Annotated in this window: 17 protein-coding genes and 1 pseudogene; 4 read left to right on the top strand and 14 right to left on the bottom strand. The window is 72.9% G+C overall.

Going from position 1 to position 19,571, the window contains the following annotated elements:
• Nucleotide 1 precedes the first annotated feature (1 nt).
• From RM445_RS05520 to RM445_RS05510, 3 genes are all read right to left on the bottom strand, one after another.
• Nucleotides 2-1,342, bottom strand: coding sequence for an MFS transporter (locus tag RM445_RS05520; protein ID WP_311554948.1), 1,341 nt, complete (start codon nt 1,340-1,342; stop codon nt 2-4).
• Between the two features lie 106 nt (nt 1,343-1,448).
• Entirely contained in the window at nt 1,449-1,931 is a 483-nt protein-coding gene (locus RM445_RS05515) for a DUF3237 domain-containing protein (RefSeq protein WP_311554947.1), read from the bottom strand.
• The gene (locus RM445_RS05510; protein WP_311554946.1) at nt 1,928-2,416 is read right to left on the bottom strand and encodes a MarR family winged helix-turn-helix transcriptional regulator; all 489 of its coding nucleotides are present in this window, start codon (nt 2,414-2,416) and stop codon (nt 1,928-1,930) included. The genes RM445_RS05515 and RM445_RS05510 overlap by 4 nt, the downstream gene beginning before the upstream one ends.
• A gap of 126 nt (nt 2,417-2,542) precedes the next feature.
• On the opposite strand from RM445_RS05510, the gene RM445_RS05505 reads away from it, so the two are divergent.
• Together RM445_RS05505 and RM445_RS05500 are read left to right on the top strand one after the other, a co-directional pair.
• Entirely contained in the window at nt 2,543-3,859 is a 1,317-nt protein-coding gene (locus tag RM445_RS05505) for an MFS transporter (RefSeq protein WP_311554945.1), read from the top strand.
• A gap of 37 nt (nt 3,860-3,896) precedes the next feature.
• Nucleotides 3,897-5,111, top strand: coding sequence for an acyl-CoA dehydrogenase family protein (locus RM445_RS05500; RefSeq protein ID WP_311554944.1), 1,215 nt, complete (start codon nt 3,897-3,899; stop codon nt 5,109-5,111).
• A gap of 11 nt (nt 5,112-5,122) precedes the next feature.
• On the opposite strand, the gene galE is transcribed toward RM445_RS05500, so the two are convergent.
• The 10 genes from galE to RM445_RS05450 all read right to left on the bottom strand — a co-directional run bounded on the left by galE (nt 5,123) and on the right by RM445_RS05450 (nt 15,642).
• Nucleotides 5,123-6,115 (bottom strand): UDP-glucose 4-epimerase GalE, encoded by a 993-nt coding sequence (gene galE, locus RM445_RS05495; RefSeq protein ID WP_311554943.1) that lies wholly within the window; start codon nt 6,113-6,115, stop codon nt 5,123-5,125.
• Nucleotides 6,112-6,873, bottom strand: coding sequence for a PIG-L deacetylase family protein (locus RM445_RS05490; protein WP_311554942.1), 762 nt, complete (start codon nt 6,871-6,873; stop codon nt 6,112-6,114). The genes galE and RM445_RS05490 overlap by 4 nt, the downstream gene beginning before the upstream one ends.
• Nucleotides 6,870-8,114, bottom strand: a complete 1,245-nt coding sequence (locus tag RM445_RS05485) for a glycosyltransferase family 4 protein (RefSeq protein ID WP_311554941.1) — start codon at nt 8,112-8,114, stop codon at nt 6,870-6,872. Before RM445_RS05485 ends, RM445_RS05490 begins: the two co-directional genes overlap by 4 nt.
• Nucleotides 8,115-8,131: 17 nt before the next feature.
• The gene (locus tag RM445_RS05480; RefSeq protein ID WP_311554939.1) at nt 8,132-8,977 is read right to left on the bottom strand and encodes a sugar phosphate isomerase/epimerase family protein; all 846 of its coding nucleotides are present in this window, start codon (nt 8,975-8,977) and stop codon (nt 8,132-8,134) included.
• The gene (locus tag RM445_RS05475) at nt 8,974-10,455 is read right to left on the bottom strand and encodes a YcaO-like family protein (RefSeq protein WP_311554938.1); all 1,482 of its coding nucleotides are present in this window, start codon (nt 10,453-10,455) and stop codon (nt 8,974-8,976) included. The genes RM445_RS05480 and RM445_RS05475 overlap by 4 nt, the downstream gene beginning before the upstream one ends.
• Entirely contained in the window at nt 10,452-11,276 is an 825-nt protein-coding gene (locus RM445_RS05470) for an MBL fold metallo-hydrolase (protein ID WP_311554937.1), read from the bottom strand. The genes RM445_RS05475 and RM445_RS05470 overlap by 4 nt, the downstream gene beginning before the upstream one ends.
• A 1-nt stretch (nt 11,277) precedes the next feature.
• Entirely contained in the window at nt 11,278-12,300 is a 1,023-nt protein-coding gene (locus RM445_RS05465) for a Gfo/Idh/MocA family protein (RefSeq protein WP_311554936.1), read from the bottom strand.
• Between the two features lie 92 nt (nt 12,301-12,392).
• Nucleotides 12,393-13,529, bottom strand: a complete 1,137-nt coding sequence (locus RM445_RS05460) for a class I SAM-dependent methyltransferase (protein ID WP_311554935.1) — start codon at nt 13,527-13,529, stop codon at nt 12,393-12,395.
• Nucleotides 13,526-14,455, bottom strand: a complete 930-nt coding sequence (locus RM445_RS05455) for an HD domain-containing protein (RefSeq protein ID WP_311555424.1) — start codon at nt 14,453-14,455, stop codon at nt 13,526-13,528. Before RM445_RS05455 ends, RM445_RS05460 begins: the two co-directional genes overlap by 4 nt.
• A gap of 5 nt (nt 14,456-14,460) precedes the next feature.
• Complete coding sequence (locus tag RM445_RS05450; protein ID WP_311554934.1) at nt 14,461-15,642, bottom strand: inositol-3-phosphate synthase; 1,182 nt, start codon at nt 15,640-15,642, stop codon at nt 14,461-14,463.
• Between the two features lie 766 nt (nt 15,643-16,408).
• Here RM445_RS05450 and RM445_RS05445 point away from each other — a divergent pair.
• The gene (locus RM445_RS05445; RefSeq protein ID WP_311554933.1) at nt 16,409-18,061 is read left to right on the top strand and encodes a vWA domain-containing protein; all 1,653 of its coding nucleotides are present in this window, start codon (nt 16,409-16,411) and stop codon (nt 18,059-18,061) included.
• 42 nt (nt 18,062-18,103) lie between these two features.
• Nucleotides 18,104-19,411, top strand: a complete 1,308-nt coding sequence (locus tag RM445_RS05440) for an extracellular solute-binding protein (protein WP_311554932.1) — start codon at nt 18,104-18,106, stop codon at nt 19,409-19,411.
• Between the two features lie 58 nt (nt 19,412-19,469).
• Here the strand turns inward: RM445_RS05440 and RM445_RS05435 are convergent.
• Nucleotides 19,470-19,571, bottom strand: a pseudogene (locus tag RM445_RS05435) (IS982 family transposase); the annotation flags it as partial.

The following is a 19,571-nucleotide window of genomic DNA, read 5'->3' as shown; positions in this document are numbered from 1 at the left end:
CTCAGCGGACCTCGACAGCCGGCTCGACGTCGGCAACGGCGGAAACCTGTCGCTGACGCAGCCCGCCGAGGTCGTCGGTGGCGACGTCCTTGGTCTCGCGGGCCGTCAGCACCGTGATGATGCTGACGGCGGCGCATCCGGCCACGAAGAGCGCGACGGTGATGCCCGTGCCGCCGCCCGCCAGGAGCCCGGCCGCGATCGCGGGGGCGAACCCGGGGAAGATCTGACCGAGCTGCCCGGCGACCGCGACGCCGGAGTAGCGCACCCGGGTGTCGAACATCTCCGCGTAGAGCGCGGGGATGATCGCGTTGCACATCGAGTAGCCGATCGGCATCATCACGACCGATCCGACGAGCGCGGCGCCGGCGGAGCCGGTGCCCAGCGCGCCGAAGAACAGGAACGTCCCGGCCGCGGCGATCACCGCGCCGGTGAGGAACACCGGCTTGCGGCCGATCCGGTCGGCGATGATCGCGAAGACCGGCTGGGTGAGGATCGCCAGCGCCGAGCTGGCCAGGCCGATCATCAGCATCGTCGGGCGCGAGATCCCGGACTGGACGCCGTAGGTCAGGCCGAGGACCTGGTTGATCGGCACGACGACGGTGAGCACGGCGATGAACACGACCCGGACGACGGCCGATGTCTGCTTGGTCAGGACGGTGACCAGCGGGAACTTCGCGACGGCGTGGTGGTCCTCGACCTTCTCGAACTCGGGCGACTCGGGCAGCTTGGCCCGGATGACCAGCCCGACGATCACCACGACCGCGCTGAGCAGGAACGGCACCCGCCAGCCCCAGCTCTCGAACTGCTCGGCCGGCAGCGAGGAGAACCCGAGGAACGCCAGCGTCGCCAGCATCGAGCCGGCCGCCGCTCCCTGGTTGACCCAGCTGGCGTAGAACGCCCGGCGGTGCTCGGGTGCGTGCTCCATGGAGAGGGTGATGGCTCCACCCGACTCACCGGAGACCGCGATGCCCTGCAGCAGACGCAGGATCAGCAACAGGATCGGGGCGGCGATCCCGATCGAGGCGTACGTGGGCAGGCAGCCGATCAGGATCGTGCACACGCCCATGCCGATCAGCGTGAGGATCAGCATCTGCTTGCGGCCGATCCTGTCGCCGTAGTGGCCGATGACCGCCGCGCCGATCGGCCGGCCGATGTTGCCGATGGCGAAGGTCGCCAGGGCCGCGATCGTGCCGAGCGCCGGGTTCGCCGTGGGGAAGAACAGCTTGCCGAACACCAAGGCGGAGGCGGTGCCGTAGATGAAGAAGTCGTAGTACTCCAAGGCGCTGCCCACGAAGCTGGCGGACGCGGCCAGCCGGGGGCGCTTGGCGTGGGTGGGGGCCATCACAGCTCCTCGTCGAGATGGTCGGCAGGAGCAGCACGACAGCGTGTATCAAGCTCCTTGATACACAATTAGTAGCAAGATGCTTGATATGAAGTCAAGGGTGCGGTCAGGTGACGCGGTACGCGTCGTAGACGACGGCGTCGGCGGTGCGCAGCGCGGACCCGATCGCCAGCGTCCGGTTCAGCCAGCCGTACGTCACCGACGCGGTCTCGAACAGCATCTGCACGCGGAAGTAGTAGAGCGTCGGATCGACGACCTCACCCTGCCCGATACGGGTGAGCACCTCGGCAGGGCCGTGCCGGAAACCCTGCGTGCGCAGGTACGCGAGCGCCCCGTCGTCGAGCCGGAGCAGGTAGCGGGTGTCGACGACGGTCGCGCCGTCGTCGCCGACGATCTGCCAGTCGGCTCCGTTGTCGAGGATCTCGCCGTTGAGGTCGGGCCCCACGATGCGGCCGCCGGTGATCGGCACGATGCGGCGCGACCCGAGCCCGCTCGTCCGCCCGAGATCCCACAGCGGGCGCGCGAGCTCCACGGTGAACCGGGCCAGCAACGCCAGTCCGGGCACCGGCGGCGTCGGGAACCCCGTCACGCTGCACCTTCGTCGTCTGCCGGCTCCCCACCCACCGACACGGTGAGAGCGTCCAGGCACCGTTCCAACGCCCGCCCGAAGGCCCCGGCTTCAGCAGGGGTGAGACCCGAGAGCATCCGCTCCTCCACCTCGTCCACCGCCCGGTGGCACGCCCGCAGGACTCGCGAGCCGTGCTCGGTCAGCCAGGCGCGCAGGATCCTGCGGTTCGCCTCGTCCGGACGCCGCTCGATCAGCCGGTCGCGCTCCATGGTGGCGATCAGCTGATGCATGGCCTGCGGGGTCACGACGTGCCGGCGGGCCAGTTGCGCCGACGACAGACCCTCGCGGCGCTCGAGGATGCTGAGCGCCGTGTACTGGTGCAGCGTCACCCCCAGAGGGCGCAGCACCTCCTCCATCCGGGCGCGTTCGGCCATCTCCAGACGCTTCACCAGGTAGGTCAGACGTTGCCCGCGTTGACCGGCGGGGCGGGTCGTCAACTCCGTCATGGCCACAGCTTATCTAGAACCTTGATACTTGACGAGAGTTATCAAGCTCCTTAACATATTCCCCACGCAACCGGATCCGGACTCGTCGTCCGCCTCGGGCCGCCAACCAGCAGACAGGGTTTTGCGATGACGCACCCCCACTTCTCGCGCACACAGTTGCGCCGCGCCGTGCTGTCGAGCTACCTCGGCAGCGTGATCGAGTACTACGACTTCCTGCTGTACGCCACGGCCTCCGCGGTGGTGTTCAACAAGGTCTTCTTCTCCAACCTCGATCCGCTGGTCGGCACGGTCGCCAGTTTCGGCACGCTCGCCACCGGCTACTTCGCCCGGCCGCTCGGCGGGATCGTGTTCGGCCACTTCGGCGACCGGATCGGTCGCAAGAAGATGCTGGTGCTGAGCATGACCCTGATGGGGGTAGGCAGCACCCTGATCGGCGTGCTGCCGACCTACGCCCAGGTCGGCGTGTGGGCGCCGATCCTGCTCGTGCTCCTGCGCGTCGTGCAGGGCATCGCCGTCGGTGGCGAGTGGGGCGGTGCGGTGCTGATGTCCGCCGAGCACGCGACCTCACGCCGCGGTCTGTGGGCCAGCTTCACCAACGCCGGCGCCCCGAGCGGCGTCGTGCTCTCGACCCTCGTGCTGGCCGCTTCCGCGTCCCTGACCGGTGAGCAGGCCTTCCTGGCCTGGGGCTGGCGGATCCCGTTCCTGCTGAGCGTCGTGCTGCTCGCCGTCGGCCTGTTCGTCCGGGCCCGCGTCGAAGAGACGCCCGTGTTCGCGGAGGCAGCCGCCGCCGGGAAGCCCGCCAAGCCGCCGCTGCTCGAGGTGCTCCGGCACCACCCGCGCAACCTCCTGCTGTCGATCGGGGTCGGCTTCGGCGCCTTCGTCGCGCAGGGCGCCATCACCACCTTCCTGATCTCCTACGCCGTGCAGGCCGGCTTCGCGCGGTCGACGGTGCTCAACGCGCTGACCCTGTCCTCGTTCGTGGCGATCTTCGGGATCATCGGTTACGCCGCGCTGTCCGACCGCGTGGGGCGCAAGCCGGTCGTCATCGCCGGCGCGATCGCCATGGCCGTCTACTCCTTCGTTCTGTTCCCGATGGTCGACAGCGGCTCGGTTGCCCTGCTTACCCTCGCGATCGTCCTCGGCCAGGGCGTCGTGCACCCTGCCTGGTACGGGCCCCTCGCCGCGCTCTACACCGAGCTGTTCTCCACGGGGTCCCGCTACACCGGTGCGTCGCTGGGCTACCAGTTCGCCGGCCTCGGCGGCGGCATCGCACCCCTCGTCTTCGCCTCGGTCCTCGCAGGCGGCGGCAGCACGACCACGATCTCGATCATCATCGCCGCCGGTTGCCTGCTCTGCATCGGCTGCATCCTCGCCCTGCGCGAGACCTCGACCACCGACCTCACCGTCGATCCGGAGACCGCGGCAGCTCCCGCCGGCCGCTGACACCGCCCGACCTGCGCTGCTCGAGAGGACGACGACGATGACGGAGGAGCCGGCCGACGCGTGGAGCGGCAGTTCGCCGGTCCCGCCGAACCGGGGCGACTTCTACAACCTGCTCGCCCTGCTCCCGGACGACCAGAGGGCGCTCCTCGCCGACGTCCGCCACTACCTCGAGACGGACATCGCGCCGGTCATCACCGAGCACTGGGAGCGGGCCGAGTTCCCGGCACAGATCGTGCCGGCGCTGGCGAAGATGAACCTCGCAGGCAGCAAGTTTACCGGCTACGGCTGCCCGGGCCAGGGCGAACTGTTCCACGGCCTGCTGAACGTCGAGCTCGCCCGGATCGACCCGTCGCTGGCGGTCTTCTTCGGTGGCCACGACGGCCTGGGCATGGGCACGATCGCGCTCTGCGGGTCGGAGGAGCAGAAGCAGCGCTGGCTGCCACCGATGGCCCGGATGGAGAAGATCGGCGCGTTCGCCCTGACCGAACCCGACGTCGGCTCCGACGCCGCCCGCGGCCTCGCGACGACCGCGCGGCGGGACGGCGACACGTGGGTGCTCAACGGCGTCAAGAAGTGGATCGGCAACGCCACCTGGTGCGACCTCGTCGTCGTCTGGGCCCGCGACGAGGCCGACGGGCAGGTCAAGGGCTTCGTCGTCGAACGCGGCACCCCCGGCTTCACCACGGAGAAGATGCACGGCAAGACCGCCTTGCGGATCATGCAGAACGCCCTGATCACCCTGGACGACTGCCGCGTCCCCGAGGCGAACCGGCTAGAGCACGCCAACTCGTTCGCCGACACCGCCCGCGTCCTGCGCACGACGCGGCTCATGGTCGCCTGGCAGGCCGCCGGCACCGGCCGCGGCGCCTTCGAGCACGCCCTGGCCTACGCCACCCGTCGCACCCAGTTCGGCCGGCCCATCGCCCGCTTCCAGCTCGTCCAGGACCTCCTCGCCCGCATGCTCGCCAACACCACCGCCTCGCTCACGATGTGCGCCCGGCTCGCCGAACTCGCCCAAGCCGGCGACATGCAGGAGGAGCAGGTCTCGCTGGCGAAGATGTACGTCACCACCGCCACCCGCGAGACGGTCGGCTGGGCCCGCGAGGTCTTCGGCGGCAACGGCGTCCTCCTCGACCACCACGTCACCCGCTACACCAACGACGCCGAGGCCATCTACAGCTTCGAGGGCACCCGCGAGATCAACTCGCTCATCGTCGGCCGCGCCCTCACCGGCATCTCCGCCTTCGTCTGAGCGAGCCGTCGTCAGCCGCCCAGTACCGCGGGCCGCCGGGCGTTCCACGCGAGCGCGTCCCGGACGCCGTCCTCGAGCGATCGCTCCGCGCGCCAGCCGAGGAGACGCTTCGCGCTGCCGGAGTGGGCGTAGGCGCCCACGACGTCCCCCGGGCGGCGCGGCCCCTCCTCCACCTTCAGGTCGCCCGCGACGCTGCAGAACGCCTCCACCAGTTCCCACACGGTCGTACCGCTGCCCGTGCCCAGGTTGAGGGCTCGCTGGCTGGCCCCTTCCAGCGCGGCGTCGAACCGCAGGAGCGCGGCGACGTGCGCGCGAGCGAGATCCCAGACGTGGACGAAGTCGCGGATCGCCGAGCCGTCTCGGGTCGGCCAGTCCGTGCCGGCCACCGTGAACGGCGTTCCGGACTCGTGGGCGGTGATGAGCCGGCCCAGCGCGTGGGTCGGCAGGCGGTGCTGCAGGCCGGTGCGGAGCAACGGGTCGGCGCCGATGGGGTTGAAGTAGCGCAGGGAGAGCACGCGCAGGTCACCGGCGGCGGCGACGTCGGCCAGGATCTGCTCCGCCATCGCCTTCGACCGGGCGTAGGGGCTCGAGGGGGCGAGCGGGGCCGTCTCGTCGACGGCGGAGCCGCCCTCGGGTGACGCGTAGATCGACGCGGACGAGCTGAACAACAGGCGGGTGCACCCCCGCGCCGCGAGGTGCTGCGCCAGTCGCAGCGTGCCGACGACGTTGTTGTCGTAGTAGCCGGCGGGGTGGGCCACCGACTCGGGCACGACGATCCGGGCGGCGCAGTGCACGACCGCCGCCACGTCGGGATGCTCGTCGAAGATCCGGTCGAGGAGGGCGGCGTCGGTGATCGTCCCCTCGTAGCTGTGGCGGCCGGCGGTGAACTCCCGGCGGCCCGTGCTGAGGTCGTCGAGCACGACGGGAACCAGGCCGGCGTCGAGGCAGGCGCTGGCGACGGTGCTGCCGATGAAGCCGGCGCCCCCGGTGATGAGGACCTTCACAGCCGGATTCCCGACCTTGCCCGGAACACTTCGCACGGCTCCGGTGCATCCATCCGTCCTGCCTCCTGGCGGGCCAACGCCTCCAGGTCCGCCGCCACCTGGTCGGGCCCGCCGAACTGGAAGCCCAGCTGCGTCACGTAGCGCCGGGCGGCGGCGGCCTTGGTCCCGAGGTGCGCCGCGATCCCCACGGGCTGCTCGACGCCTCGCGGCACGCCCTGCCACGCCGACGCGTCCGGCCGCCGCAGGACATACGGGGTGTCGCGCCAGAACAGCGCGTCCGGTCGCAGCGCGGCGACGACGTCGGCGACCACGCGGTGGTCGACGTGGTCGCCGATCGCCTGAGGGGCGAGGACGAGGTCGGCGCCGCGCACGTGAGAGGCCAGCGCGTCCGCGAGCGGACCGGCCACGTCGTCGTCGGTGTGCCGTCCGGCGAACAGGTCGGGCGCGCTGGTGTAGCCGCGGTGCGGCGCCTCGGCCAGCGGCAGGTGCAGTGGCTCGGCTCCGAGCAGAGCCACGGCGGCGGCGTCCTCGGCCCGGCGCAGCGCCATGTAGTCGACGTCCGCGGCGAGCCCCTTGTCGAGCTGGGTCGACAAGGCGAACGGCGACGGGTCGGCGACGCTCGCGGTGAAGCACGTGACGACCTGCACCCGCCACCCCCCGGCGGCGAGCACCGCGAGCGTCCCTCCGGCCGAGAAGACCGCGTCGTCGAGGTGCGGCGACACCGCGACGGCGGCCCGCACCGCAGGTGCGGGCCTCACAGCAGGTGTGGGGCTGCCCGGAACCGGCACGAGGGGTCGCGGGGCGGGTCCGGGATCTCGGGGACCTTGACGTCGCGGGCCAGGAGGTCCGCGTAGACGTCGGTGATCCGCCCCGCCACGACCGGCCACGACCAGTACCGGTGCACGTCGTCGTACGCCTGGTCGGCGATCCGCCTGCGGAGCGCGGGGTCGTCGAGCACACGGCGGATCCCGGCGGCCAGCGCGGGCGGGTCGGCGGGCGGCACGAGCACGCCGTTCTCGTCCGGCCGCACGCAGTCGCGCACGCCGACGACGTCGGTCGACACCACCGGTAGCCCCGTCGCCATCGCCTCGAGGATCGTGTTGGAGAACCCCTCGGCGTAGGTGGGGCTGACGAAGACCTCGCCGCGGCGGTAGACCTCGTGAGCGCGTTCGTACGGCACCGCGCCCAGGACCTCGACGTGGCCGTCGAGCCCGAGCTGCGTGATCCCCTCCCCCACGGCGTCGACGTCCGGGCCGATGCCGGACACGAGCAGCCGCACCGCCACCCCGTCGGCGAGCAGGAGCCGCACGGCCTCCAGCAGGTCGAGCACGCCCTTCCGGCGGTCGACCCGTCCGTGGTAGAGCAGCACGGCGGGGTCGGAGACGTGCGCGTCGGTGTTCGACCGGGTGAACCGCTCCGCGTCGGTCGCCCCCGGCACGAGGGTGAACCGCTCCGGGTCGACGCCGTGCCGCTCGCAGACCTCGCCCGCGAACGACCGCGACCCGATCAGCAGCGCGGGGGCGTGGGCGAACACGGCGCGGACGAGGTCGCGGTGCGTGCTGCAGCAGGTGCCGACCCAGTGCCCGTCGCCGCCCTGCACGGACACCACCGCGGGCAGGCCGGCCGCCCGCGCCGCGCGGAGCACCGCGAGCCCGTTGGGGTAGGCGTACTGGGCGTGCAGGATGTCGAACGGGTGTTGCTCGTGCAGGTCCAGCACCGTCCGGGTCATGGTGTCGACGTCGGCCTCGAAGTCGGCGGGCTCGCCCGCACCGACCCGCTGCTCGCCGAGCGCCTCCAGGGCGACGACCTCGACGCCGTCGGGCACGCGGTCGGCAGGCGGCGGGCCGCCGCCGTAGACGGCGCGACCGGCCGGGTCGCCGCGGTACTGCGACACCATGGTCACCTCGTGACCCTGCCGGACGAGGTGGCGCATCAGGTTCTCGGCGTAGGCGCTCATCCCCGACACCGCGGGCCAGTAGCGGCGGGAGACGAAACCCACTCTCAGTTGTTGCGGCCTCATGCGGCGACCCGCTCCGATTCGGCGGCCCGCACGGCGGCGAGCGCGTCGGGAACGAGCGTGTCGGCCCGGTGGGCGTCCCGCGACAGCTCCAGCGACACCAGCCCCTGGTAGCCGACGTCGGTCAGGGCGCCGAGCACGGCGGGGAAGTCCATGTCGCCCTCGCCGGGGGCGCGGTGCTCGTGGATCCCGCGCGGCATGTCGGCGATCGACACCGCCCCCAGCGACGCCGCGAACTCCCGGACGGCGGCGTCGGGCTCCCAGCGCCCGTCGACGAGGCAGTGGCCGGTGTCCAACGCCAGCGTCAGGCCCGGCACGGCCGCGGCGAGGCGGGCCCAGTCGTCGCAGTCGCCGACGAGCATCCCGGGCTCGGGCTCGACCGCGCAGGTCACGCCCCGTTCCTGCCCGTAGGCGACGACGGCACCCACCCCGTCGACGAGCCGGTCCCAGCACGCGCCGTCGTCCTGGCCGGGCTCGGGCACGCCGGCCCAGAACGACACGGCCTCGCTACCCAGCTCGGCGGCGACGTCGATGCACGTGCTGAGGAACGCCAGTCGGCGCGCCCGGTCCTCACCGTCGGCGTCGATCAGGGTGGGACGGTGCTTGCGACGCGGGTCGAGCACGAACCGCGCTCCGGTCTCGACGACGCTGCCGAGGCCGAGTCCGTCGAGGCGGCGGCGCAGCGCGGTGACTCGGGCGGCCAGGTCCGGCGCGAACGGGTCGAGGTGGCCGACGTCGAGGGTCAGCGCGACGCCGTCGTAGCCGCAGTCGGCGAGCAGGGCCACCGCGTCGTCGAGGCGGTGGCTGGTCAGCCCGTTGGTGTTGTAGGCGTAGCGGAGCATCATCGAACCTCTCTCTTGTCGAGCACCTGGGCCACGACGTGGCGTCCGGGCTCGCGGTACAGCGGGTACAGCGCGCCGACGCGGCGGCGCGCTCCGTCGTTGTCGAACCACGCCGGGCCCCCGAGCCGCTCCTCCGCGGCGGCGGTGAGGTGCACGCGCCCCCAACCGCCCGGGTCGGCGCCGACCGCGACCAGCGGGTCGTCGCGGTCCCGGAGCCTGCGGACGCCGCGCTCGCCGATCCGCCCGTACGACATCGTCTCGACCTCGCAGCCGGGCACCAGCACCTTGGCGGCGACGGCGTCGCCGTCCGAGGGCCGCAGGTGCACGAGCACGTCGAACCCGCGGTCGTGGAGGCCGCCGACGACGTGGCCGTGCAGATCGCTCCCGGTCCAGGTCGGCAGGTCGGTCAGCCGCACCGTCGACCGGTGGGCCAGCACGGTGCCGCGCAGCAGGTCCACGAGCGCGGGCGTGCCCAGCGCCGTCCAGTCGAGCATCGCCGACAGTGCCCGGTCCTCGGCGACCAGCCGCTCCGGCGGGTGCCCGGCGAGCCAGTCGTCCAGGTAGCCCGGCGGGGTCGCGCGTGCCACGACGTCCAGCGGTCCGTGCATGAAGGCCTTGCGCCCCCGGGCGGCGGCGAACTCGTGCAGCGCCTTGCGGACCGCCGCGTCCCGGTCGGGGTGCGCGGCCTCGCCGCTCGCCGTCGCCATGATCGGGACCGGCTCGGACGCGTCGCGGGAGCACCCGACGACGTACACGTCGACGACGCCGAGGTCCGTGCTCGCGAGCTTGACCGTCACGTCGATGCCGGCGGCGTCGAGCCGGGCGAGCAGGGCGAGCGCGTCGGGGTCGCGCAGACCGTCGAGGTCGACGACGACGCCGCGGTCCATCGCGCGGTACGTGGTCGCGTTGCCGTCGCGCTGCAGCACCTCGAGCACGGCGTGGACCACGGCCCGCTCGGCGTCGAACCCCGCGCCCTGGCCGTTGCTGATCACGGTCGTGAGCCATCCGCCCGGCGGCGGAGGGCCCGGCAGGTCGCCGGCGGACGACGCCACCAGCTCCGCGGGCACCAGCACCGACTCGCCGTCGCGCAGCCGGGTCATCGGCAGCCACTGCAGCACGCGGTCGTCGTCGTAGGGGCTGCCCGCCTCCAGCGCCAGGGTGCGCGGGTCCTGCACCCGTCCGGCACCCTCCTTGCGCACCAGGTCGGCGAATGACGCCTCGACGCGCGGCGCACCCGCCAGCGCGCGGGCGGACAGCGCCATCTCGGCCATCTCGCCCAGCGCGCCCGTGCGCGCCTCCTCGCGCGTCGCGCCGTACCCGAGCCCGCTGCCGCCCGGGTGCCGGGAGGTCGTCGGCAGGGCGGCGTTGTGCAGCTCGACGTCGAGGACATCCAGCCCCGCCACCGGGAACTCGACGACCTCGCCGGGCGGGAACGACGCGAGGTAGCGATTCGCCGGAGTTGTATCGGACACAGCGCTCATCCCAGCTCCGCGAGCGGGATCGGGCCGGCGATCGGCTGCCCCGCGAGCTGGCGGTCGAACAGCGCCAGCACCTGCTTGGTCGACACCGGCGCGGCGAACTCGAACGGCGTGGCGACGGCGTCGAACTCCAGCCGCTCGACCAGCGCCCGGGCCTGCCGGATCTCGGCGTGCGACAGCGGGATCTGGGCGTGGTACGCCTTGTGGCACGACAGGCCGACGGGCGTCTCGCCCTCGAGGTCGACCTTGAGCAGGTCGCCGACGAACAGGATCCCGCGGCGCTCGTCGTGCAGCACGGTGTGGCCGGGGAAGTGGCCGCCGGAGCGGTGCATGACCAGGCCGGGGGCAAGCTCGTGGCGGTCGTCAGTGGGCCAGGTGACGCGGAACGCCTTGGTCCACTGCAGGTCGTCGACGCCGATCGCCACCACCGGCGGCGCCAGCTCGTCCTGCAGCTGCCACAGCGCGCCGTAGCCGTGCACGTGGCTCGCGCCCAGCGCGACCAGCCCGCCGCGGCGGCGCAGCTCGCCGAGCGCCGCGGGCGGGTAGAAGCCGGCGCCCTCCCACCCGATGAGCCCGCCGTCGGTCTCGATCACCCAGCCGGTGGTGCCCAGCCCGACCTGGGGCTCGACCCAGTACCCGCAGACACCCGGCGCGACCTGCGTCCACCGGGCCTGCCGGTCGGCGAGGTCGTCCGGAGTGATCCACTCCCAGCCGTTGTCGGGCAGGGCGTTGCGGACATCCGTGCAGACCGGGCAGAAGGGCGGCTCGGCGAACCAGCGCTGCCAGTGCCCGCAGTTGGCGCAGGAGTAGGGACGCAGCGGCATGTCAGCTCCTCTCGGTGGCGGTGTGGGTGATCGCGCTGTGGGCGATGGCGGCGTGCAGGAGGCGGTGTAGGCGCAGGTCGCGCTCGAGCGGCCAGGGCCAGTCGGCGGTGCCGGCGACGGCGGCGGAGAACGCCGCGAGCTGCGCGGCGAAGGGGCTCGTCGCGGTGTCGAACGGGACGTCCAGGGCGGTGCCGTCGGCGTCGTACCGGGTGAGCCGGCCGCCCGCGGTCTGGCCCATCGTGTCCTGCGCGACGAGCTGCGCCCGGGTGCCGACCACTTCGAGGCGGCGGCGCGGCAGCGCGTCCGGGGTGTTGAAGGCGACGTGGGCCGAGAACAGGGCCTCGCCGGCGGTACGTCCGGCGATGACGGCACCGTCGTCGACGGGATAAGCGTGCACGCGCCGCTGGAGCAGGACGTGTAGCTCGGTCAGGTCGTCACCGCCGAGCAGCGCGCCCACCAGGTCGATGCCGTGCGGGGCGAGGTCGACCAGCGCGCCGCCGCCTGCGCGGGCCGGGTCCACGCGCCAGTTGTCGTTCGACGAACCGTCCGGGCTCCAGTCGGGCGGCAACCAGCAGGCGTAGACGATCCGCACGGCCGTGACGGTGCCGAGCTCACCGGCGGCGACGATCTCGGCGATCCGCCGGTGGGCGGGATGGAACCGCTGGTCGAACGCGGTGCCGGCCAGGGTCCCGGCACAGGCGGCCACGATCTCGGCGGCGTCGTCGACGTCCGCGGCCAGGGGCTTCTCGCACAGCACGGGTATCCCGCGGGCGGCGACCCTCGCGACCACGGGCAGGTGCGCGGAGTTGGGGGTGGCGACGTACACGGCGTCAAGCCCGGGCCGGGACAGAAGAGCGTCGAGGTCGGCGGTGGCCAACACGTCGTCGTGCCCGGCGGCGAGCCGGGCGGCAGCCACGACGTCGCGGTCGCAGGCGCCGACGAGCCGCGCCGTCGGCGTCGCCCGGAGCCCGGGCAGCAGGTGGTCGCGGGCGACCCACCCGCACCCGACGATCCCCCACCGCACCGGTGATCCGGGATGTAGCGAAAGCGGCTTTGAGTGCGTTGACTGCACCGAAAGCCGCTTTCGCTGCATGGGGACGCCGCCCGCCGAGCTGCTCACCACGCCTCCGGGAGGTCGAGGACGAGGCGCCGGTGGACGGCGTCGCCCGGGGGCAGGTCGGTCCACCGCTCCGGCAGGTACGTCTCCGCCCGCAGGCCGTACTCGGCGGCCCAACGGTCCCCCGGCCAGCGGCGCGCGCCGTCGGCGTAGAGCGGGTTGCGCGACAGTGCGGCGCCGGGTCCCGGCGCGAGGAGCGCGGGCTCGGGTGGGCCGCCGGCCTCGTCGAGGGCCAGGTTGACGGCCTCGGTCGCCGCCAGCGCCGCGTCGTCGGCCGGGTCGGGCAGGCGTCCGGTCGCGGCGGCCGCCGTCAGCTCCTCCTCGGCGTACGCCGCGGCCCCCGGAAGCAGGGCCAGCCAGCCGTCCGGGTCGAGCGGGCGGCCCGCCCGGCCCGCCGGATGGAGTGCGTTGTGACAGTGCCCGAGCAGCACCGCTCCCCCGTCGCCTGCGTGCCGGCGCGCCGCGGCGACGAAGGCCTCCTTGCCGTCGAGGAAGTACAGCGCGTCGTGGCAGGCGACGTGCCGCGGTCCCGTCGGGGGCGGCAGCGGCCACGGCGCGGTGAGGTCGGCGCACACCAGTGCCACCGGCACCGCGGTCGGCAGCACGAACCGCCGGGCCAGCCACAGCTTCGCGAACACCACGTCCACCCCGGTCAGATCCCCAGGGTTCGCACCGTGGCCGTGCAGCGCCAGGTGGCGCAGCAGGTGTCCCGCGCCGCAAGCAAGGTCGACGACCGGACGCCCCGCGGGCGGGTGCGCCGCGGTCAGCGCCAGCGCGGCCAGCCAGCTCGGGTCGCTCCACCGGTGCACGAAATAGGTGCCGACCCGCCCGAACCCGAGCAGGTCGACGGCGTCGCGCAGGGTCGCTGCCGCCAGCGCGCCGCGCAGCTGCGCATCCGGCGGTGGCGGGGTGTCCCACCAGTCGTCGGCGTCGGCCAGCAGCACCACCGCCGCACCGTCGGCGTCGCCGGCGTCGAGCGCGGCGACGGCCCGTTCCCGCACGTCGTCGCGCCCTTCCCGCAGCCACGGGATGCCCGCGACCACCGGCCAGCGACGCTCGCCGTCGTGCAGCGTGGACCGGGTGTCGGCATGGAGCGGAACGCCGGCCGGGCCGCACCACACCGATGCCGCCGTCACAGGCCCGCCGCGGCCAGCACCGCGTGATGGTAGTCGGCGACCGGACCGGCGTGCACCAGCTCCAGGTCCCCGAGCGCCTGCTCGGCGGTGAAACCCGCCGCCCGGGCGTGGTGGTGGCACTGCAGCACGCGGTCGAGCACGTCCGCGGCATGGAACGCGCGACCGACGGGCGTGGTGGCGTCGGCGCGGTACCCCAGGAGCTCGCGGACCCGCTGCGCGAGCGCGCCCGGCAGGGTCACGAGCTCGCGCTCGGTCAGCCGCTCCAGCACCGGCTCGAGGTACGGGCCGAGCAGCATCTCCCCCGCGAACCCGGCGTCGGGCAGCACCGCGTTGTGCAGGTGGTGGGCCAGGCCGAGGAGGAACGCATCGGCCGGGTCGGCGTCGACGTCGTCGGCGAGCAGGGCGCCGTAGACGGCGACGGCCCAGCAGTGCTCGGCGTGGTTCTCGGGCGGCTCGACGATCAGCCGCGGGCGGCCCGGTGCCGTCGCGCCCGCGCGCGGCTGGCGGCAGAGCGCCTCCACGAAGCCCGGCACCGCGCAGTCCTGGTTCCTGGCCCCTGCGGTCGTGGACGACAGCACGGGCAGCGCCGCCCGCGCCCGGTCGACCGTCGCCGGGTGCAGGCCTCCGGCCACCTCGTCCACGGCACGTGCCAACACGTCGGCCGCCTGGTCCGGCGTCAGGCCCGCTTCGCGCAGCACGGCCGCGTCCACCCCCGCCAGACGGGCCCCCGCCAGCGCCGCCGCGCACTCCGCCGCGGCGACCCGTGCCGGGTCGGCACCGCCGACCAGCGCCGCCCAGCTCCGGACGAACGCCCGCTCCGCCACCGAGCCCCGGGCGTGCGCCACCCGGACCCGCTTGAGGTCCCCGACCTCGCGGAACGGGCCGGGGACCGAGGCGAGCCGGCCCTCGGGGACGCCGGAAGCCACTGCCGTCAACGGCGGTCCAGCCAGTCGAGCAGGATCCGCTCCTGGACGTGCAGCGCGTGCTCCGGCGACTTGCCGACCTGCGTGACCGGGGCCTTGAAGAAGAACCCGAGCTGCTCCTGCGGGCCGCCCTCGCCGCGCCGGTGCGCCTCGGCGATCAACCGCACGAGCTCGAGCACGAGCGGCGCCGCGAGGATCGAGTCGCGGCACAGGAAGTCGACCTTGAGCTGCATCCGCTGGCCGAGGAAACCGACCAGGTCGATGTTGTCCCACGCCTCCTTGGCGTCGCCGCGGGGCCGGTAGTAGTCGATGCGCACGATGTGGTCCTCGACGTCGTAGCCGAGGATCGAGTCGAGCACCGAGCCCTTGGTGTCGAGCTTGCTGGCGAGCGACGACGGGTCGTCGAGGATCATCCCGTCCCGGTTGCCGAGGATGTTCGTCGAGTACCAGCCCTCGACCTGGAGCGCGCGCGATCGGAACGCCGGCGCGAGCACGGTCTTGATGAACGTCTGCCCCGTCTTGCCGTCCTTGCCCGCGACCGGGACGCCTTCACGATCCGCCAGCTCGAGCAGCGCGGGCACGTCGGTGAAGCTGGGCGTGAAGTTGACGTACGGGCAGCCCTCGGTGATCGCCGCGTAGCAGTAGATCATCCCCGGCGTGATCACGGACTCGTCGGCGTCGAGCCCCTTCTCGAACGTGTCGAGGTCGGCGAGCACCGCCGAGGTCAGATCCGGCCACGCCTCGGTCGAAGCGAGGTTGACCACGACGACGCGGTCCAGCCCCTCGCTCTCCCGGAAGCGGCGCAGGTCGGCCCGCACGTGCGCCACCCGCTCCCGCAGCGGGCCGATCCCGACCACGTTCGTCCCCGTCGCATTGCGGCACCAGGCAGGGTCGGCGACCGCAGGCCACGGCCTGATCCGCTCCATCTGCTCGGCGACCGCCTCGATCTGGGCCGGCTCGAGCACGCGGTGCACGTGGGCGGCCTTGGCCAGGTCGTCGGCGTCGAGGTCCCACCCGCCGAACACGAGCGCCTCGTACGGGACGAGGTCCTCACGGTGCGCGAACGGCAGCCCGGCCGTCGTCGACGAGCCCAGGCGCATCTGCTCGACGCCCGCGACCGCAGTCGTGGCCACGGCTCCACCGAGGCCGATCACGGCCACACCGGTGCGGCCCTGCTGTGCCGCCGTCACGCGCGCGATCCAGCCACGCGGGCCGCTCGTGGCCTGGTCGTGTGGTGGTGTCGCATCGCCGGTTCCTTCCGCCTGACCGCCGCGAGATCGGCGGAGACACGAGGAGAACCCGGCGTCCGAACGCCCGCGAGTCGACCTTCCCCACGCATCGACGCGCGAGTGGCGACAGGGGCACCTACGCTTTCCACTGAGGACGTGTATGGCCGACGCCCGCTTACCGTCCGATCCTTGGCGTCCCCGCGAACGGCCTCGTCCGGCGGTCGCCGGTCTGTGCGGGTGACCAGCCCGGTGTGGGATTCGCCACGGCGAGCGTCCCAGGCCGCCTCGGTCACTCTGCCGACGACCATCGCCCCGAACGCGGCGACGTTCCGTGCCTCGGCGCGCCACGATCGGGTGCCACAGCGATGACGGGACGTGACGACGCGTGTCGGACCGCCTGCATTATGGTGACGCTTCCGCCGTTCGGCGGACACGCGTCGTAGCCGACGGGAGGCATCGTGAGCGACGACGCCACCCCGTCGAAGCCGCAGATCGCCGGGGTGTCCGCGGTGTCGTTCGTCGGCGCCGTCCTGGTCGAGCTGTCCGACGGGCGGCCGGAGGCGCTTCCGCCTGGGCCCTCCTCCTGGTCGGGGCCGCGTTTCTGGGACTGGTCGCGGGCGGGGCCGTCTTTCCCGTCCTCGCGTGGCTTCTCCAGCACCTCGGCAAGGTCAAGCAGCTACATCCGTGGAAGCCGAAGAAGGACCACGTCCGCATCGCGGTACCCATCGTGCTCACCATCGGGCTCGCCTACTTCGCCGGGCCGCCCGCACTGCGCGCCCTCGACCGGAGGGTGTTCGGCTGCCCCCAGACCACCGCGCTGACCGTCCTCACCTCACCAAGCGGGCTGGCCCCCACCATCGAGCTCGTGGAGGGCTACGAGCGGTGGACGGCGTCGCGCGACGGCGGGTGCGCCGCCGTCGACGCCTACGTCTACGCGACGCCCGACATCGCGGCCACGGCCGCCGTGTCCCGCAGCTGGGCCACCGAGGAGAACAACATCGTCAACCCCGCCCGTGACGTCGGCCCCCGCCCGGACGTCTGGTTTCCCGACTCCGACGTCGAAGTCCAGCGACTCGAGGAGCGGATCCGGACCCGGGAGATCGTCGAGGACACGACGATCGCCGTCTCCCCCGTGATCCTGGCCGTCCGCTCCGACGCCCGCAAGCAGCTTCCGGAACAGGTGCCACCCTGGCCGCAGATCGTCGAGCAGGCGGACGCCGCAGGGCTCGGAGTCGTGCGCGCCGACCCGAACATCTCGGTGCTCGCGAACGTCGCGACGGCGGCCCTCTACGGCCCCGCCGGTACCGGCGGCCGCGCCGTCGAGCGGGTGATCGGCCGTTCGCTCGACCGTGACCAGTATCCGCTGCCCGCCGACAGCCCGGACGTGCTGTGCCGCTACCGACAGCTCGAGGCACCCGAGGCGGCCGTGGTCATGTCCGAGCGCGACATGGTGCGGTTCAACCGCGGCCTGGCCCTCGGTGGATCGTGCGGGGCCGCCGACCGTCCCCACGTCGGCGCCGATCAACTGGTCGCGCTCTACCCGCAGGACCTCGCCCTCGCACAGCAGCTCGTCCGTTTCGGGTGGACCCCCGAGGGCTCCCGGCGGGCGGTGGCCGTACGCGACCTGCAGCGGTGGCTCGGCGACGAACCCGGCCGGCGGGCCCTCGAGGACGCCGGGCTGCGCCCCGTCGGTGCTGCCGTCGCCCCCGCGTCGTTCGCCGCAGCGGGAGCGCAGCAGGACCCCGCTCGCACCCCGGTCCAGCTCGCGCCCGCCGCGGTCGACGCGACGAGGAACGCGTTCGTCCAGGCCCGTCGGACCAGCCGGGTGCTCGTCGCCCTCGACGTCTCCGGTTCGATGAAGGAACCGGTGCCACCCACGTCGGCAACCCGGCTGCAGGCCGTCGCGGAGGGCGTCGGCCGCGCGGTCGTCCGGGCCCGTGGCGACAACGAGGTCGGCCTGTGGCTGTTCCCGGCTGACGTTTCCGGGCGCGGCACCCGCCGGGTGGTGCCCGTGGGCCCGCTCGACGACGGGCGCCGCGGCGCGATCGTCGCGGAGCTGGGCCGGGCGACCCCGGGCGGGGACACGCCGCTGTTCGACGCCACAGCGGAGGGTGTGCTCGAGCTGGGCCCGAGCAACGACAGCACGGTCACCAAGCTGATCGTGGTCACCGACGGGGAGGACACCACGAGTACGCGAGCACCCGACGACCTGCTCACCGTCGCCCGCGAGGGCAAGGTGCGGGTCTTCGTCATCGCGATCGGGGGCACGAGCTGCGCGGCGCGGCCCTTGGAGTCGCTCACCGCCGACACCGGCGGCGCGTGCTACGCCGAGATCCCTTCCGGTGTCGGGCCGCGCGTCACCCAGATCATCGACGACTAGGGCGGGCCCCGGGTGCTGAACTGGATCGGCCGGCTGAACTAGATGTATGTCGCCGTGGTGGGCGTGGCCCTGTGCCTGTGCCTGGTCGCGTGGCTCCTGGCGGCGACGCGACCTACGCCCGTTGCATCGTGGACCGGCGAGCTGGTGATCCTGAGCGGCCGCGACGACAGCACGGGCAAGCAGCGGCAAGCCCGCGTCGACCTGTGGAACGAGGTCCACCCGGAGATACCGGCCAGCATCGTCGAGCTCAGCGGGAACGCCGACCAGCAGCGCAACGAGATGGTCCGACGCGCGCAGGACCCGGCGGGTCGCGTCGACATCTACAACCTGGACGTCACGTGGACCGCCGAGTTCGCCGAGAACGACTACATCGTCCCGCTGTCGGGCGTGCCCACCGACGACTTCCTGTCCCGTCCGCTCGACACCTGCCTCTACGAGCCCCGGTTCGACGGCATCCCGTTCAGCGGCGAGCAGCTGTGGGCGTTGCCGTTCAACACCGACGCCGGGCTGCTCTACTACCGCGCCGACCTGGTCGCACCGCCCGCGAGCTGGGACATGATGGTGACCGAGACGCGCAGGGTGCTCGAGTCGCCGGACCACGACCCGCTCCTCGAGGCCGGCTACACCACCCAGCTCGACAACTACGAGGGCCTCACGGTGAACGTGCTGGAGGCCCTGCGCGACGTCACCACCACGATCAAGGTGGACGAGTCCGGCCGTCTCCCGTTCGACGGACGGGATCTCAAGGAGGTCGTCGACCGCTTCCGGGTCAGGAACGAGAACGACGACGGGAACCAGCGCGAGAACGCGAAGGTCATGCTTCCGACGTCGATCGGCTACGAGGAGCAGCGGTCCACCGAGGCCATGCGCGAGGGCAAGACGCTGTTCCTGCGGAACTGGCCGGTCACCTACCGCACGCTCACCGCCCGGTCCGGCGAATCGTCTGCGGCCGAGCGGGAGTTCAAGGTCGCCCAGTTGCCCGGTGGGAGCGTGCTCGGTGGTCAGAACCTTGCCGTCGCCCGGCACAGCGCGCACCCCGAGGCGGCCACGGAACTGGTCCGCTTCCTCACCAATGCGCCCAGCCAGCGGGCGCTCTTCGTGAACGGCGGGTTCGCCGCCACCCGCCGCACCGTCTACGACAACAAGGACGTCAAAGCGGCGATCGACTACGCGGGCGAGCTGCGCTCGGCCGTCGAGAACGCGGAGCCCCGGCCGGAGGGCCCGTGCTACGCGCGGTTCAGCAAGATCCTGCGCGACGCCGTCACCGCGGCACTGCGCGGCGACGGCTCCCTGCCGGACGACCTCGTCGAGCAGCTCGACGCGGCCCTGAACTGCAGGCCGGCCCCCTGATCGGCCACCTCGGCACGTCCGTCGACGTCACGCCCTAGACGAGTAAGTCCGAACTCGATCAGTGGTCGTAGGCGATCAGGGATCGGGTGACGGGTTGGCCGGTGGCGCGGTTGTGCCAGATCGCGGCGGTGAGTGCGAGCAGGCGTTGAGCGACACGCAC

This window comes from Pseudonocardia charpentierae, from assembly GCF_031845345.1.
Classification (GTDB): Bacteria; Actinomycetota; Actinomycetes; order Mycobacteriales; family Pseudonocardiaceae; genus Pseudonocardia; species Pseudonocardia charpentierae.
Note: the sequence above shows the minus strand (reverse complement) of the source record. Positions and strands in the feature narration are given on the sequence as shown.

Excerpts from the sequence above, each read along its gene's own strand:
- RM445_RS05520 (WP_311554948.1), bottom strand. The coding sequence starts at position 1,342 with ATGGCCCCCACCCACGCCAAGCGCCCCCGGCTGGCCGCGTCCGCCAGC.
- RM445_RS05510 (WP_311554946.1), bottom strand. The coding sequence starts at position 2,416 with ATGACGGAGTTGACGACCCGCCCCGCCGGTCAACGCGGGCAACGTCTG.
- RM445_RS05505 (WP_311554945.1), top strand. The coding sequence starts at position 2,543 with ATGACGCACCCCCACTTCTCGCGCACACAGTTGCGCCGCGCCGTGCTG.
- RM445_RS05500 (WP_311554944.1), top strand. The coding sequence starts at position 3,897 with ATGACGGAGGAGCCGGCCGACGCGTGGAGCGGCAGTTCGCCGGTCCCG.
- RM445_RS05480 (WP_311554939.1), bottom strand. The coding sequence starts at position 8,977 with ATGATGCTCCGCTACGCCTACAACACCAACGGGCTGACCAGCCACCGC.
- RM445_RS05475 (WP_311554938.1), bottom strand. The coding sequence starts at position 10,455 with ATGAGCGCTGTGTCCGATACAACTCCGGCGAATCGCTACCTCGCGTCG.
- RM445_RS05470 (WP_311554937.1), bottom strand. The coding sequence starts at position 11,276 with ATGCCGCTGCGTCCCTACTCCTGCGCCAACTGCGGGCACTGGCAGCGC.
- RM445_RS05440 (WP_311554932.1), top strand. The coding sequence starts at position 18,104 with ATGTATGTCGCCGTGGTGGGCGTGGCCCTGTGCCTGTGCCTGGTCGCG.